The organism is Klebsiella sp. X13, assembly GCF_003323835.1.
Lineage (GTDB): Bacteria > Pseudomonadota > Gammaproteobacteria > Enterobacterales > Enterobacteriaceae > Klebsiella > Klebsiella ornithinolytica.
Window position 1 is genome coordinate 4,878,395 of the sequence record NZ_CP030874.1, and the last position, 15,481, is coordinate 4,893,875.

The 15,481-nt window shown below is 55.9% G+C and carries 16 protein-coding genes; 4 read left to right on the plus strand and 12 right to left on the minus strand.

Annotated elements, in window-relative coordinates; genetic code table 11:
• The 5 genes from DSD31_RS23210 to pmbA all read right to left on the minus strand — a co-directional run bounded on the left by DSD31_RS23210 (position 1) and on the right by pmbA (position 3,175).
• Positions 1–300 (minus strand): DUF4312 family protein, encoded by a 300-nt coding sequence (locus DSD31_RS23210; RefSeq protein ID WP_004857212.1) that lies wholly within the window; start codon positions 298–300, stop codon positions 1–3.
• A 2-nt stretch (positions 301–302) separates the two neighbouring features.
• Positions 303–665 (minus strand): SFCGS family glycine-rich protein, encoded by a 363-nt coding sequence (locus DSD31_RS23215; RefSeq protein WP_004098072.1) that lies wholly within the window; start codon positions 663–665, stop codon positions 303–305.
• Positions 666–676: 11 nt separating this feature from the next.
• Positions 677–1,015 carry a hypothetical protein gene (locus DSD31_RS23220; RefSeq protein ID WP_015585305.1) on the minus strand — a complete coding sequence of 113 codons (339 nt, stop codon included), beginning with the start codon at positions 1,013–1,015 and terminating at the stop codon, positions 677–679.
• Between the two features lie 311 nt (positions 1,016–1,326).
• Complete coding sequence (cybC, locus tag DSD31_RS23225; protein ID WP_113991341.1) at positions 1,327–1,716, minus strand: cytochrome b562; 390 nt, start codon at positions 1,714–1,716, stop codon at positions 1,327–1,329.
• A gap of 106 nt (positions 1,717–1,822) precedes the next feature.
• Entirely contained in the window at positions 1,823–3,175 is a 1,353-nt protein-coding gene (pmbA, locus tag DSD31_RS23230; protein WP_113991342.1) for a metalloprotease PmbA, read from the minus strand.
• Positions 3,176–3,270: 95 nt separating this feature from the next.
• On the opposite strand from pmbA, the gene yjgA reads away from it, so the two are divergent.
• Positions 3,271–3,822: a ribosome biogenesis factor YjgA gene (gene yjgA, locus DSD31_RS23235; protein WP_004857200.1), complete on the plus strand. Its 552-nt coding sequence runs from the start codon at positions 3,271–3,273 to the stop codon at positions 3,820–3,822.
• 451 nt (positions 3,823–4,273) lie between these two features.
• Positions 4,274–5,482 (plus strand): aldose 1-epimerase family protein, encoded by a 1,209-nt coding sequence (locus DSD31_RS23240; RefSeq protein WP_054829135.1) that lies wholly within the window; start codon positions 4,274–4,276, stop codon positions 5,480–5,482.
• Between the two features lie 58 nt (positions 5,483–5,540).
• On the opposite strand, the gene DSD31_RS23245 is transcribed toward DSD31_RS23240, so the two are convergent.
• Both DSD31_RS23245 and mpl read right to left on the minus strand, forming a co-directional pair.
• Positions 5,541–6,062 carry a GNAT family N-acetyltransferase gene (locus DSD31_RS23245; protein ID WP_113991343.1) on the minus strand — a complete coding sequence of 174 codons (522 nt, stop codon included), beginning with the start codon at positions 6,060–6,062 and terminating at the stop codon, positions 5,541–5,543.
• Positions 6,063–6,129: 67 nt separating this feature from the next.
• The gene (gene mpl, locus DSD31_RS23250) at positions 6,130–7,503 is read right to left on the minus strand and encodes a UDP-N-acetylmuramate:L-alanyl-gamma-D-glutamyl-meso-diaminopimelate ligase (protein ID WP_004857194.1); all 1,374 of its coding nucleotides are present in this window, start codon (positions 7,501–7,503) and stop codon (positions 6,130–6,132) included.
• Positions 7,504–7,678: 175 nt separating this feature from the next.
• Between mpl and fbp the strand changes: the two genes are divergently transcribed.
• The gene (gene fbp / locus DSD31_RS23255) at positions 7,679–8,677 is read left to right on the plus strand and encodes a class 1 fructose-bisphosphatase (protein ID WP_004857193.1); all 999 of its coding nucleotides are present in this window, start codon (positions 7,679–7,681) and stop codon (positions 8,675–8,677) included.
• A 39-nt stretch (positions 8,678–8,716) separates the two neighbouring features.
• Here fbp and yjfF read toward each other — a convergent pair whose 3' ends face one another.
• The 4 genes from yjfF to ytfQ form a co-directional block, all read right to left on the minus strand.
• Positions 8,717–9,715 (minus strand): galactofuranose ABC transporter, permease protein YjfF, encoded by a 999-nt coding sequence (gene yjfF / locus DSD31_RS23260; RefSeq protein ID WP_004857190.1) that lies wholly within the window; start codon positions 9,713–9,715, stop codon positions 8,717–8,719.
• A complete protein-coding gene (gene ytfT, locus DSD31_RS23265; RefSeq protein WP_004857188.1) occupies positions 9,702–10,727 on the minus strand; it encodes a galactofuranose ABC transporter, ATP-binding protein YtfT in 1,026 nt (341 codons plus the stop codon). The genes yjfF and ytfT overlap by 14 nt, the downstream gene beginning before the upstream one ends.
• Before the next feature lie 10 nt (positions 10,728–10,737).
• Entirely contained in the window at positions 10,738–12,240 is a 1,503-nt protein-coding gene (gene ytfR, locus DSD31_RS23270) for a galactofuranose ABC transporter, ATP-binding protein YtfR (RefSeq protein ID WP_032718587.1), read from the minus strand.
• Between the two features lie 154 nt (positions 12,241–12,394).
• On the minus strand, positions 12,395–13,351 hold the full coding sequence (gene ytfQ, locus DSD31_RS23275; RefSeq protein ID WP_004857179.1) for a galactofuranose ABC transporter, galactofuranose-binding protein YtfQ: 957 nt from the start codon (positions 13,349–13,351) through the stop codon (positions 12,395–12,397).
• A 403-nt stretch (positions 13,352–13,754) separates the two neighbouring features.
• Between ytfQ and ppa the strand changes: the two genes are divergently transcribed.
• The gene (gene ppa, locus DSD31_RS23280; protein ID WP_004857176.1) at positions 13,755–14,282 is read left to right on the plus strand and encodes an inorganic diphosphatase; all 528 of its coding nucleotides are present in this window, start codon (positions 13,755–13,757) and stop codon (positions 14,280–14,282) included.
• Between the two features lie 854 nt (positions 14,283–15,136).
• Here ppa and DSD31_RS23285 read toward each other — a convergent pair.
• Entirely contained in the window at positions 15,137–15,481 is a 345-nt protein-coding gene (locus DSD31_RS23285; RefSeq protein WP_004857174.1) for a gamma-glutamylcyclotransferase family protein, read from the minus strand.

A 15,481-nucleotide genomic window follows, 5' to 3' on the forward strand; every position in this document is an offset into this window, starting at 1 on the left:
TCAGGTTTGCGTGACGAAATCCACTTTATCGACATTAATGGCCGTCACGTTGACGGTGACATCCAGCTCCACGCTGTAGGTCCGTCGTTCACGACGCAAAAAGAAGAACAGAAACGCTTCTTTGCGCGTCGCTTCATGCGCACGAACAACCTTCACATCCTGTGGCTCAATACGCAGTAAGATATGCGGCGAGGTTTTCATCACCGCTGCCTGTACATGGCTCAGGGCGTCGGCGAAGGCCCGTGCTTTGCTTTCGCCTTTACCCTTCACGCTCACCGTCGTGGTGAATTGCTCTTTCATGCTCACGCGCCGTATTTCTTTTTCCAGGCTTCCACCAGGCGCTCGCCCAGCTCTTCTTTATCCATAAAGCCGAAACCCAGTACGTTGTAGCCTTCGTTGATCGCAGTCACGCCTTCATCAACGGAGCGCATGCCATATTTTGCCTTGTAGCCGTGCTTGTTCTGCGCAGTGATGGCGCCTGCGCCGCCGCTGCCGCAGAATGAGATGCCGAAGGTGGCGTTTTCTGCTTTCATCATGTCGCCGAGCTTCATATCAGCGGCAACACCCGGTACAACAACAGCACGAGCACCGGCTTTTTCCGCGCCAGCGGCCACTTTTTGCCCTTTACCCAGGCGGTCGCCAATTACCACAGTAATCTGTTCCATTTTATTGCTCCTTACAGGTTGTCTTTTGCTACTTCGAAGTGGACGGACAGCAGCCAGGACTCTTCTTCTGGCAGGTTGCCGAATTCCGCGACCACTTCGCGGGCCAGCATCATTGAATCTTCTGAAATTTCTTCAAACAGGCTGGCATCCACTTCCGGCAGCGGCTCGCCGCTAATCGACCGGTGGGCCATCGCCCGCACGTGGGAGGTCAGCATCTGCTCCTGGACGGCGTTGGGGATGATATTGCGACGGCTTAACAGTGCATAAACCCGTGGCAGCATCTTCTCAGCCAACTGCTCCGTTTGCTTTGCCTGTTCCCCTACGTCGTTTATTACCGCTCCGTTATTCACTTGTGTTACCCCGTTGATGTCTCTGGGGATAAAACTAGCGCCGGGGGGAAGGAGTTTGTAGCGAGTTGTTTTCCACTTCGAAGTGGAAAGGCGGACGGCATGCGTGATCTATTGCACATAATCGACGTGAAACTGTCGCGGAGAGGACGTTTTGGGCGAAATCACGTGATGAGCATCACAAGAAAATCATTGCGTTGGCGGTTGCCGTTGCCTGAATAAGCGGAAAAGAAAAAGGGAAAAGTGTGATGCCAGCAGGGTTTTATCGCGGGAGACAAGCAGGAGGTCTCGACAGAAACCTCCTGCAACAGACGTTAACGGTATTTCTGATGGTAGGTATTACGGGTTGTTTTGAACCCTTCAGCGGCAGCCTGCGCCTCTTTTATTTTACCTTCCTCCGCCAGCTTCAGCGCACCGTCAATCTGACCAATCAGAATATCCAGACCGTGACGATAGTCTTTCATTTCCGCACTGTCCGCCGCTTTGCCTTCCAGCTTCTGCGGGGTGGCTTGCTGCGCATCCACGGCGGCACCGCGCATCTTCGTCAATGCCGCTTTCAGTTCGCCCGCATCGGAGGTCTTCTGCACCACCTGCAGGTTTTGCGCGATAGTATCCATATCTTCGCCCAGTTCAGCGGCGAATGCCGAAACAGACCCCATCGTAAGGGCGGAGACGGCCAGCATTGCTAACAGTTTTTTACGCATTGCTCACATCCTTTTTTATTATTTAAGCAAACGGGCGCCGCAGGGAGCGCCCTTCTGTACAGATTATTCTGCAAACTGGATGGTGAATAGTGGGGATAATCCGCTATTACTGTCCGGCGATTTTCATCTCAGGCAACAGCACGGAACCGCACTGGATATTGCTACGCGTTTCAATATCGTCACCCACGGTCACGATATTACGCCACATATCTTTCAAATTGCCGGCGATGGTAATTTCGCTTACCGGATACTGAATTTCACCATTCTCAACCCAGAAGCCAGAAGCGCCGCGCGAATAATCGCCGGTCACGCCACTGACACCCTGCCCCATCAATTCGGTGACGACAAGTCCGGTGCCCATCTCTTTAAGCAACTTTTCAAAACTCAGACCGCGGCCGTTAATCCGCCAGTTATGAATGCCGCCCGCGTGTCCGGTGCTCTTCATGCCCAGCTTGCGCGCCGAGTAGTTGGTCAGTAGCCACTGCGTCAGCACGCCGTCTTTAATAATGTCACGACGTTCCGTGCGCACGCCTTCGCTGTCGAACGGCGTCGAGGCCAGTCCTTTCAGCAGATGCGGATGCTCTTCAATCGTCAGCCACTCCGGCAGAATCTGCTGGCCGAGGGAGTCGAGCAGGAAAGTGGATTTGCGATAGACCGCGCCGCCGGCGATAGCGCCGACCAGGTGACCAAACAGCCCGGTGGCGACTTCGTTGGCAAAGATAACCGGTGCTTTCATCGTCGAGAGTTTACGCGGCGCCAGGCGCGACAGGGTGCGGCGGGCGCATTCGTCACCGACCCACTCCGGGGTATGCAAATCTTCGAGCGCACGGCCAATGGTGTAAGCGTAATCGCGCTCCATATCGCCGTTCTCTTCCGCGATAACGCAGCTGGAGAGCGAATGGCGAGTTGAGCAGTAGCTCTGCAACATGCCGTGGCTGTTGCCGAACACTTTAATGCCGTAGTGGCTATTGAAGCTGCCGCCTTCGGTATTGGTAATGCGTTTATCCGCCTGCAGAGCGACCTGTTCCGCGCGCGCGGCCAGCTCGATTGCCTGCTCCGGAGTCACTTCCGCCGGATGGAACAGGTCAAGATCCGGGGCGTCAAAGGCCAGCAGCTCTTTATCCGCCACGCCGGCAAACGGATCCGGGGAGGTATAGCGGGCAATATCCAGTGCCGCCTGTACCGTGCGGGCTATCGCCTGCGGGCTCAGATCGGTTGAAGAGGCGCTTCCCTTGCGGTTCTGATGATAAACGGTGATGCCTAACGCACCATCGCTATTAAATTCTACGTTCTCCACCTCGCCGTAGCGGGTGCTGACGCTGATGCCGGTGGTTTTGCTGACGGAGACTTCCGCACCGTCTGATTTGCCTGCCGCCAGTTCCAGCGCCGTGGTCACGGCCTCTTCCAGCGTCTTGCGCTGTTGTGCAACTTGAGAGATGACTTTCATCGCTAATGCCATAATGTAGGAAGGTGTTAAGTGAAGTCTAACAGAGAACCGTTTTTCAGTGCGCGCCTTAACTGGTAACATTAGCCTCTTTTTTTAAGGAGCCTGAGATGACTAAGCAGCCCGATGACTGGCTCGACGACGTGCCCGGTGATGACGTTGAAGATGAAGACGATGAAATTATCTGGGTCAGTAAAAGTGAAATTAAACGTGACGCGGAAGAACTGAAGCGTCTTGGCGCTGAAATGGTTGAGCTGGGAAAAAACGCGCTGGATAAAATCCCGCTCGATAGCGACCTGCGCGACGCCATTGAACTCGCCCAACGTATCAAGAAAGAGGGTCGCCGCCGCCAGATGCAGCTGATTGGTAAAATGCTGCGCAGCCGCGATGTCGATCCGATTCGCCAGGCGTTGGACAAGCTGAAGAACCGTCACAACCAGCAGGTTGCGCTGTTCCATAAGCTGGAAATGATTCGCGATCGCCTGATTGAAGAGGGTGATGATGCGGTCCCGGAAGTGTTAAACCTGTGGCCTGACGCCGATCGTCAGCAGCTGCGTTCGCTTATCCGTAACGCCAAAAAAGAGAAAGAAGGCAACAAGCCGCCGAAATCCGCGCGCCTGATCTTCCAGTATCTGCGTGAACTGGCTGAAGGCGAAAGCTAACTCCGCGTTTGCCCGCCAGATTTTCCCGGAGGCGGCGCTTTGCGCCTGTCCGGGCTACCGGATAACGCTGTACCTGTAGCCCGGCAAGCGATAGCCTCGCCGGGAATATCCGCTCTCTACGCGCGCCCTCACCTTCATTCCTGATTCCTGATTCCTGATTCCTCATTCCTGTTTCCTGTTTCCTGTTTCCTGTTTCCTGATTACCGCCCTGGCGTTCGCCCGGTTTTTACCATTCCCCAAAAAGCTGAATCGTTAAAGCTAATGATGCTTAAATTCACATATTTAAAGTCGAATTAATTTCATATTGCTTATAAAAAGCGATCTTTATCGCATTTAAAAATTTAAAAATGCGCATTTACTCACCAGGTGAGGCACTTCACGTTTTAATCGGCCACTTGCAATTAGATTCCCTTCATCGGAAACACAATCGATTCAGCAAAAGGGATGAAAAATGAAAAAGACTCTGATTTTGACGGCCATTTCCATGCTTATTTCCGGTCAGGTAGCGGCGAAAACGTGGGTGCTGACAAGCGCTGAAAGCGGCACTGACAAAGGAAACTGGCAGATAACAAGCGATCAGCTGAAGATAAAAGATCGCGATTTCAGCATTGAGCAAAAAGTCCTCCACGGCGGCAAACAGGAAGGCAGTAAAATTCTGGTCATCCGCAGTAAAGATGGCCTGACTATCGCCCTCAGCCCGACCCGGGGCATGAACCTGCTGAAAATTGAAGGTTTCGGCACGCGAATGGGCTGGGATTCACCGGTGAAAGAGGTCGTCAATCCGGCCTTTATCAACCTCGAAAGCCGGAACGGGCTGGGCTGGCTGGAAGGTTTCAATGAGATGATGGTGCGCTGCGGCTATGAGTGGACCGGCCACCCGGTCGCTGCTGACGGGCAAATTTATACCCTGCACGGTAAAGCCGGGAATACGCCGGCATCGCAGGTGGAAGTCGAAGTGGCGGATACCGCCCCGTATGAGATCCGCATTCGCGGGCTGGTGAAAGAGAGCACCTTCAAAAAAGCCGATTTGCAGACCATGACCGAACTGCGCTATGTCCCCGGCAGCAACAGCTTCAGCCTGCATGATGTCTTAACCAACCACGCGGATTACCCGCATGATTACCAGATCATTTATCACAGCAACTTCGGTACGCCGATTCTGGAAGAGGGAGCGCGTTTTCTGGCACCTATGTCCAGCATCAGTCCGTTCAACGACTATGCCAAAGCGGGCCTGAAGACCTGGCAAACCTACGCCGGGCCGACCAAAGGGTTCGACGAGATGGTATTCAATATTCAGCCGCTGGCGGATGACAACCACCAGACCCTGGCCGCGGTGGTTAACAAGGCGGGAGATAAAGGGGCGTCAATTCAGTTTGATACCCGCCAGCTACCGGTGCTGACGCTGTGGAAAAACACCGACAGCGAAAAACAGGGCTACGTCACCGGTATTGAGCCGGGCACCAGCTATGCCTATCCGGTCACCATTGAGCGCGAACAGAAACGCGTGAAACAGCTTCAGCCAGGAGCCAGCACGCAGTTTGACCTGACCTATACACTGCTGCACAGCAGCGAACAGGTTGCCGACGTTGAGAAGAAAATTGCCGCAATTCAGGGTGATACCAAAGTGGCAGAAGACGAAACGCCTATCGCGAAGGAGTAATTTAACACCTGAAGCATGCCCCGGGTTGCGGCCAACGCGTCGGACCCGGGCAGCCTGCCTACGCCATCACCACCTGACGTAAATCCTCAGCAAAACGCCGATACTGCGCTTCATCAACCGCCTGAGGGTAGCCCAGCACCAGCAATGCATGATCGGCGATGCCGGCATGATAGCTTGGGTGAGAATGCGGCCACGAACTGGTGCGAAAACCCATCGTTTCATAAAAACGCAGCCGCTTCTGGGCAATGTCGCTGGTTAACGGGTCGATTTCCAGAATGGTCAACGGCGCGCGTTCAAGGATCCCGGCCAGCAGGCGTTTGCCATAGCCGCGAGAGCGCAGCGTATCGTCAATCGCCAGATGTTCAATATAGCTGTAGCCGCTAAACTGCCAGCAGCCGCTCAGGCCAATAAAGAGCTCCCCGTCAAACCACGCTTCCAGCGCATAGCGCGGATCGCGCAGCGCCTGCTGCTTTGCCGCCGGTTCTCGCTGTTCATGCCACGGAAACGCTTTGACGTACAGCGCATCAACGGCAGAAAAATAAACCGAGTCGATAGCGGTGATTTTTTTCGCTGTGAGCATGACAAATCCAGAGTCACAAAAGGAGATCTGCCCTCGCGCGGAGGGCAGAACGGGACAGGCCGCGCAGTTATTCCGCTGCGGCGGCTTTGCTGGCCAGCTTATCGAGCAGCTTCTGATGAATGCCGCCAAAACCACCGTTGCTCATCACCAGAATATGATCGCCCGGGTGCGCGGTTTTGACCACCATATCGGCCAGGACATCGACATCGGCGCTCCAGTGCGCAGGCTGCACGCAGGCGTCCGCCACTTCCGCAACCTGCCACGGAATGTGCTGCGGCTGCAGCAGGAACACTTCGTCGGCACGGCCCAGGGACGGCGCCAGATCGTCTTTGCACACCCCCATTTTCATGGTGTTGGAGCGCGGCTCCAGTACCGCGAGGATTCGCGCGGTTCCGCCGACTTTACCGCGCAGCGCCTGCAGCGTCGCCAGGATCGCCGTCGGATGATGGGCGAAATCGTCATACACGGTCACGCCGTTGGCTTCGCCGCGCAGCTCAAGGCGGCGACGTGCGTTGATAAAACCGCCCAGCGCATTGGCGGCATCGGCCGGCAGCACGCCAACATGACGAGCCGCGGCAATCGCCATCAGGCCGTTATGCATGTTGTGTTCACCGACCAGATCCCACTTCACTTCCCCGGCTTTCTCGCCGTCCAGCCAGACTTCCCACTGCGAAGCATCGGCGTTGAGCTTCTTCGCCTGCCAGTGGCCCTGCTCGCCCACCAGCTCCTGCTCGCTCCAGCAGCCCATCGCCATCGTCTGTTTCAGATTGATGTCGTTTTCCGGCAGGATAATTTTGCCTTTACCCGGCACAATTCGCACCAGATGATGGAACTGTTTCTGAATCGCTTTCAGGTCGTCAAAGATATCCGCATGATCGAATTCAAGGTTATTGAGGATCAGCGTACGCGGGCAGTAGTGGACAAATTTGGAACGTTTATCGAAGAAGGCACAGTCATACTCATCGGCTTCGATAACGAAGAACGGGCTGTCGCCCAGACGGGCGGAAACATCGAAGTTACCCGGTACGCCGCCGATCACGAAACCAGGCTTATAGCCACAGGCTTCAAGGATCCATGTCGCCATTCCCGCGGTGGTGGTTTTCCCGTGGGTACCGGCAACCGCCAGAACCCAGCGATCGCGCAGGACGAAATCATGCAGCCACTGCGGGCCGGACATATACGGAATGTTATTTTCCAGTACCGCTTCGACGCACGGATTGCCGCGGGTCATTGCATTACCGATGATCACCAGGTCCGGCCGGGGCTCCAGCTGGCTGGCATCATAGCCTTGAATCAAATCGATGCCCTGGTTTTCCAGCAGGGTACTCATTGGCGGATAGACGTTAGCATCCGACCCCGTTACCTCATGACCGAGAGAACGAGCCAGCATCGCCAGTCCTCCCATAAACGTGCCACAGATACCTAAAATATGAATGCGCATTCGTCGTTTCCCTTTTTAATCTGGGGCACATTTTACCCATATGTACGGCATCAGAGAAATGCATTTCAGGCGAATCCGTTTTTTGCTGGCGCGATTCACCTGTGCGTATTTTTTTTATTCTTTGTTAAGATTGTTGCGTTCGTTTTACTTCACATAAACATGCAGGGAACGGGTTATGAAAACGTTAGGTGAATTTATTGTCGAAAAGCAACACGAGTTCTCCCACGCAACCGGCGAGCTTACTGCTTTGTTGTCGGCGATAAAGTTAGGCGCCAAGATCATCCACCGCGATATCAACAAGGCCGGTCTGGTCGATATCCTGGGTGCCAGCGGTGCTGAAAACGTCCAGGGTGAGGTACAGCAAAAACTCGACCTGTTCGCCAATGAAAAATTGAAAGCTGCACTGCGAGCGCGCGATATCGTGGCAGGGATTGCCTCCGAAGAAGAAGATGAGATCGTCGTCTTTGAAGGCTGTGAACACGCGAAATACGTGGTGCTCATGGACCCTCTGGATGGCTCCTCTAACATCGACGTTAACGTCTCCGTCGGGACTATCTTCTCCATCTACCGTCGCATAACTCCGGTTGGAACACCGGTCACCGTTGAAGATTTCCTGCAGCCGGGCAGCAAGCAAGTCGCGGCAGGCTATGTGGTTTACGGCTCTTCCACCATGCTGGTCTATACAACCGGCTGCGGCGTACATGCCTTCACCTACGATCCTTCTCTTGGCGTATTCTGCCTCTCTCAGGAGCGCATGCGCTTCCCGGAGAAAGGCAACACCTACTCCATTAACGAAGGTAACTACATCAAGTTCCCGATGGGCGTGAAGAAGTACATCAAGTTCTGTCAGGAAGAAGATAGCGCAACCCAGCGCCCCTACACCTCGCGCTATATCGGCTCGCTGGTGGCGGATTTTCACCGCAACCTGCTGAAAGGCGGCATCTATCTGTATCCGAGCACCGCCAGCCACCCGGACGGTAAGCTGCGCCTGCTGTACGAATGCAACCCGATGGCGTTCCTCGCGGAACAGGCGGGCGGTAAAGCCAGCGATGGTAAAGAACGTATTCTCGATATCATCCCAACCAGCCTGCACCAGCGTCGTTCTTTCTTCGTCGGCAACAACCATATGGTTGAAGACGTCGAGAACTTCATTAAAGAGTTCCCGGACGCGTAACGCTTCCCTTCCCCTCCCGTTCGGGAGGGGAGTTTTCCGCTAACGATGCGCCGTTCCGCTCACCCGGGTAACCGGGGAATTCTGCCGGTTTTCCCACAGCACCGTCAGACCACGCTGCAAGGCGATAAAAACAAACAGCAAAATCCCGATGGCAATTTTTGTCCACCATGAGCTCAGGGTGCCGTCGAAGTTAATGTAGGTCTGAATCAGCCCCTGAATCGCCACCCCGAACAGCGTTCCCAGCACCGTCCCGACGCCGCCGCTCAACAGCGTGCCGCCAATCACCACCGATGCGATCGCATCCAGCTCAACGCCAACGCCGGCGAGAGCATACCCGGCCTGGGTATAGACAGAAAACACGATCCCCGCCAGCGTCGCCAGCCCGGTGGACAGCATATAAATTCGAATGGTCGTACTGCGGGTCGAAATGCCCATCAGGTTCGCCGAGACCGCGCTACCGCCGATGGCGTAAACCTGGTTACCGAAGCGGGTGCGATGGGCCATAAAGATACCCGCCACCACCACCAGCAGCATCAGCAGCCCCATTGCGCTCAGACGTCCGCCGCCGGGAATCGTCCACGCCAGCCCGGACAGGGTGTCATACAGCGGATGATCGATAGGAATCGACTCTTCGGACACCAGATAGCTGACGCCGCGCAGAAAGAACATCCCGGCGAGGGTAATAATAAACGCCGGGATTTTCAGCGCATCGATCAGCCAGCCCATCAGCGCACCAAACCCGCAGCCCATCGCCAGCACCAGCGGGAATGCCAGCAGCGGATCGACGCCCCAGGCACCAATGGCCTTCGCCAGAAACACGCCGGTGAAGGCGATAACCGATCCGACCGAAAGATCGATCCCGCCGGAGAGGATCACGAAGGTCATGCCGACGGCAATGATGCCCAGAAAGGCGTTGTCAGTCAGGATGTTGCAGATAACCCGCGTCGAAGCAAAGCCGGGAAACTGGGTCAGGCAGTACAGATAGCCCAGCACAAAGACGGCCAGGGTGATCATCAACGGTAAATTACGTTTTATCATGGCCGCGTACTCCTTTCAGTAAGCCAATAAAGCGCGGCGACTGGACGATCAATACGCACAGAACCACCACCGCCTTCACCACCTGATTCATCTCCGGCGGGAAGCCCGACAGCAGGATCCCGGTATTCATTCCCTGGATGATCAGGGCTCCGACCACCGAAAGTAGCAGGTTAAAGCGCCCGCCCATCAGCGATCCGCCGCCGATCACCACCGCCAGGATGGCATCCAGCTCCAGCCACAGCCCGGCGTTATTGGCATCGGCACCGCGAATGTCTGCCGCCACGATTATTCCGGCAATCGCCGCGCAGATACCGCTCAGCACATAGGCCAGCATCACCACAATCCGGGTATTCACGCCGGCGTTTTTCGCTGCCCGAATGTTGATCCCCACCGCTTCGATAAACATCCCCAGCGCCGTTTTACGGGTGAACAGCCAAAACAGCAGCAGCGTCGCGGCCGCGATCAGGACCGGTGTCGGCAACAGCAGCAGCGAACCGCTCCCGAGCCAGGCCAGGTGCGGTGAATCGAAGGTCACGATCTGCCCGGAGGTAATCAGCTGCGCGACGCCGCGCCCGGCAACCATCAGAATCAGCGTGGCCACGAAAGGCTGGATCTTCAGGATCGCGACCAGAATACCGTTCCATAAGCCCGCCAGCGCCCCCGCCGCCAGGGAGGCCAGCAGCACCACCGGCAGACTGTGTCCGGCAACGGTCATCGAGGCCGCTGTCGCGCCGGCAATCGCCATCACCGCGCCAACCGACAGATCGATTCCGCCGGTAGCAATTACCAGCGTCATACCTATCGCCAGCAGCGCCACCGGTGCCGCGCGGTTGAGAATATCAATCGGGCTGCCGAACAGGCGCCCGTCCTGTAACACAATCTGAAAGAAGTGCGGCGCCACGAAGCTATCCACCACCAGCACGAGGATCAGGGCGATAATTTGCGGCATACCTTTCGGCCAGCTGAAGCGCCGCTTTGGCTGGCCGGTTTGTGGAACTGATCGAGGCATCATGGGTTACTCCTTATGCCGCAATAGCGTTCATGATCGCCGGGACAGAAAGCTCGGCTAGCGGGATCTCCGCTACCTGCTTACGATCGCGCATAATAATCACCCGATCGGCATAGCCCACCAGCTCTTCCAGCTCCGAGGAGATGACCAGCAGCGCCAGACCATCGGCGCACAGGGTTTCGATCAGGCGGATGATCTCCGCATGGGCGCCAACATCGATCCCGCGCGTCGGCTCATCGAGGATCAGGAACTGCGGTTTGGTCAGCAGCCAACGGGAAAGCAGCACCTTCTGCTGATTGCCGCCGGAGAGAAATTCGATCGGCTGTTCGGCGCTGGGGGTGCGAATACCGAGCTGGCGGATAAAGCGATCGGCAATGTCATTTTGCTCGCGTCGCGGAATCGGCCGCAGCCAGCCGCGCTGCGCCTGCAGCGCCAGGACTATATTTTCCCGCACCGATGCCGCGGCAATAATCCCGTCGGTTTTACGATCCTCAGGACAGAAGCCGATGCCCAGGCTTGACGCCTGGTGCGGCGAACGCAGCCCCTGCGCTTTACCTTTGATCCACGCGGTGCCGCTGTCTGCCGGTTTGATGCCGAAAATAACCTCGGCAGTTTCCGTGCGTCCGGATCCGAGCAGTCCCGCCAGACCGACGATCTCGCCGGGACGAACCTGAAGGTCAAACGGCGCAATAACGCCTTTCTTGCCAAAGCCCTCAAAGGCGGCGACCGGTTTGTCGCTCAGTAAAGTACGACCCGCGCGATGCAGGGCATCGTGCTCAAGCTCGCGGCCAAGCATCATCTTCACTAACTCGATCTGCGGCAATTCGCGGGTTTCCCGGCAGCCGACAAAACCGCCGTTGCGCAGAACGGTAATCCGGTCGCTGACGGCATACACCTGATCGAGGAAGTGGGTGACGAAAATCAGGCTGACGCCATCGTCGCGCAGCTGGCGCATCAGGGTGAAGAGCATCTCCACTTCCTGGGTGTCCAGACTGGCGGTCGGTTCATCGAGGATCAGCACTCTGGCCGACAGGTCGATGGCCCGACAAATCGCGACGATCTGCTGCATCGCTACCGAAAAGCGGTTCAGCGGTTCGCGAACGTCGAGGGAAAAACCGTAGGAGGCCATCAGCGCGGTGGCGCGCTTTTCCATCTCTTTGCGCCGTAGCAGGCCAAAACGACGGGGTTCACGTCCGAGGAACAGATTGTCCGCCACCGACATGTTTGGCAGCAGGTTAACCTCCTGATAAACCGTCCCGATGCCCAGTTGCTGGGCATGAGCGGTATTTTTCGGCGATATTTCCTGCCCCTCCAGCCAGATCGCCCCGCGATCGGCGTGGTACACGCCGGTGAGGGCTTTAATCAATGTGGATTTACCCGCCCCGTTTTCGCCCAGCAGCGCCATGATTTCACCGCGCCGCAGACTGAAATTGACATTATCCAGCGCTTTGACGCCGGGGAAAAACTTGCTAAGCCCTTCCGTGCGAAGGATTTCCTGGCTTACCTCGGCGTTCATATTCAGTCTCACCTTCAGAGGATGAAAGACGGCTCCCGGTCGCACAACGCTGACCGGGCTACCGACAGGCGCGGATCGATGGACCGCCAGCATTAGCCGGGGAGCCATTCAGGCGATGCGGCACATCGCCTGGTTATTGCTTCTCCCGACGGACTCAGTAGCCCATGTTTTTCTTCTTCTCGAGCTCTTCTTTCGCCGTATCCGGCAGATAAAGCGTCGATTTGGTGATGGTCAGCTTCTCTGGCAGCGTGCCGTCCTTTTTATATTTCTCCAGCGCATCAAATGCGGGGCCGGCCATATTTGGCGTCAGCTCGACGCTGGCGTTCGCTTCCCCCGCCATCATCGCTTTATAAATATCCGGGACGCCGTCAATTGAGCCGGTGAGGATATCTTTACCCGGTTTCAGCCCGGCTTCTTTAATGGCCTGAATCGCGCCAATAACCATGTCATCGTTATGGGCAAAGACCATGCAGATGTTCTTGCCGTTATTTTCCGCTTTAATAAAGCTCTCCATCACCTCTTTGCCTTTGCTGCGGGTAAAGTCGCCGGACTGAGAGCGAATGATTTTGATGTTTGGCGTTTTGGCGATAACGTCAGCAAACCCTTTCTTACGATCGATCGCTACGCTGGCACCAACGGTGCCCTGCAGCTCAACCACGTTACACGGCTTGCCGTCGACCGTTTTCACCAGCCAGTCACCAATCAGCTGACCTTCAAGCACGTTATTGGCGGTGACGGTGGTCATGTAGAGATCTTTGTCTTTGACATCAATCGAGCGGTCGAGCAGGAATACCGGAATTTTGGCCTCTTTGGCCTCTTTCAACACCGGTTCCCAGCCGGTCGCCACGACTGGCGCGATAAAGATGGCGTCAACGCCCTGGGCGATAAAGGAGCGAACGGCTTTAATCTGGTTTTCCTGTTTTTGCTGGCCGTCGGCAATCTTCAGAGTGATTCCGCGTTTGGCGGCCTCCTCTTTCGCAACGTTGGTTTCGGCCGCACGCCAGCCGGATTCAGATCCGACCTGCGAAAATCCTACGGTCAGAGGGGCAGCCATTGCCATAGACGACATAGCTGCGGAAACTGCTGTGACAAGAAGTAAGCGCTTCCACATAAAAAGGTCCTCATCGGGTTACTTTGGGTTAAACCGTCATCTGCGGACAAACTATAGACAACTCGTGATGTAACTGAATGCGTTACATCACACTTCGAAAAAGTAAATTAAATGTTAATTCCCGTGATTTAATCCAGCTGAGAGCGGATAAGGCTTCCCGCAGCTCGCATCTGCCGACGCATGAGGTGAAATTTTGCGCACGTTGAGAAATCAAACAGATGCAATGTAAACGGTTACATTGTTTTATTCAGGATGCGGCTATGTTTATGGATTTTCAGGTTGTTTTTCAGGGGGAAATTCAGACTGATTACCGGCGGGCAAAATAAAAAGAAGCCAAGACATTCGATGTGAGTTGGCTATAATACCAGGCACTTGTTTGCCATACATTTTAAAGGAAACAGACATGAGCTTACTCAACGTACCTGCGGGTAAAGATCTGCCGGAAGACATCTACGTCGTGATCGAGATCCCGGCTAACGCAGACCCAATCAAATACGAAGTCGACAAAGAGAGCGGCGCGCTGTTCGTTGATCGCTTCATGTCCACTGCGATGTTCTATCCGTGCAACTACGGCTATATCAACCACACCCTGTCTCTGGACGGCGACCCGGTTGACGTACTGGTCCCGACGCCGTACCCGCTGGAGCCAGGCTCTGTGATCCGCTGCCGTCCGGTTGGCGTACTGAAGATGACCGACGAATCTGGTGAAGATGCGAAACTGGTTGCTGTACCGCACACCAAGCTGAGCAAAGAGTACGATCACATCAAAGATGTGAACGACCTGCCGGAACTGCTGAAAGCACAGATCACCCACTTCTTCGAGCACTACAAAGACCTGGAAAAAGGCAAATGGGTGAAAGTTGACGGCTGGGACAATGCTGAAGCGGCTAAAGCTGAAATCATTGCTTCCTTCGAGCGCGCTAAGAAGTAATTCTGCCGCACTCAGATTGTCGAAAACACCGCCTCAGGGCGGTGTTTTTGTTTCTGACGCGAGCCATTTCCCGGGTGGCGGCTCACGCCTTACCCGGGCTACAAATACTCGCAGACATCACTCCGGGCAACCCCCCCAAACACCGCACTTACCCGTAGCCCCGGTAAGCGCAGCGCCACCGGGGAACAAACGGTGCCAGTGCCGCAGCCTGCCACAGCCTGCCACAGCCTCCAGGGCATTACTCCGGGCAACCAACCCAAACACCGCCCTTACCCGTAGCCCCGCTAAGCGCAGCGCCACCGGGGAATAAACGGTGCCAGTGCCACAGCCTCCAGGGCATCACTCCGGGCAACCAACCCAAACACCGGCCCTTACCCGTAGCCCCGGTAAGCGCAGCGCCACCGGGGAACAAACGGTGCCAGTGCCACAGCCTCCAGGGCACCACTCCGGGCAACCAACCCCAAACACCGGCCCTTACCCGTAGCCCCGGCAAGCACTGCGCCACCGGGGAACAAACGGTGCCAGTGCCACAGCCTCCAGGGCATCACTCCGGGCAACCAACCCCAAACACCGCACTTACCCGTAGCCCCGGTAAGCGCAGCGCCACCGGGGAACAAACGGTGCCAGTGCCGCAGCCTGCCACAGCCTCCAGGGCATCACTCCGGGCAACCAACCCAAACACCGCCCTTACCCGTAGCCCCGGTAAGCGCAGCGCCACCGGGGAACAAACGGTGCCAGTGCCATAGACCTTTCCGCCGGTCGGTTAATAAGGTTTTTTATGTCTGCCATTGTCCTGTGCCAGGTGAATGGCAGACATAAAAAAACAACGCCACCCGAAGGTGGCGTTGTCGTGGTTAATACTGGTCTCTGTCTAACCAGTTGCCGTTCTCTATCAGCGTAAAGCCCTCTACGGGGCGCTGATAGACATACATCCATGCGCTGCCATAAGGCGTCTGGATCAGGTGACGTGCGTACTCACCGCCCTTAGTGCGCAGCGCGTCCAGTTCGGCCAGCGTTGATGCGTCAATACGATACACTTCACCATGTACTGTGCCTTCGCCAGGCACCGCGCCTGGATAGTGGCCCAGGCTGTACAGCTGATAATCGTTGACACTATGATCGCCCAGCCACTGAGCGTTGGTCATCCAGTGGCTGTTGCCTTGTTTGCGTCGTAAACTGCCGTAAACAAATATTCGCAT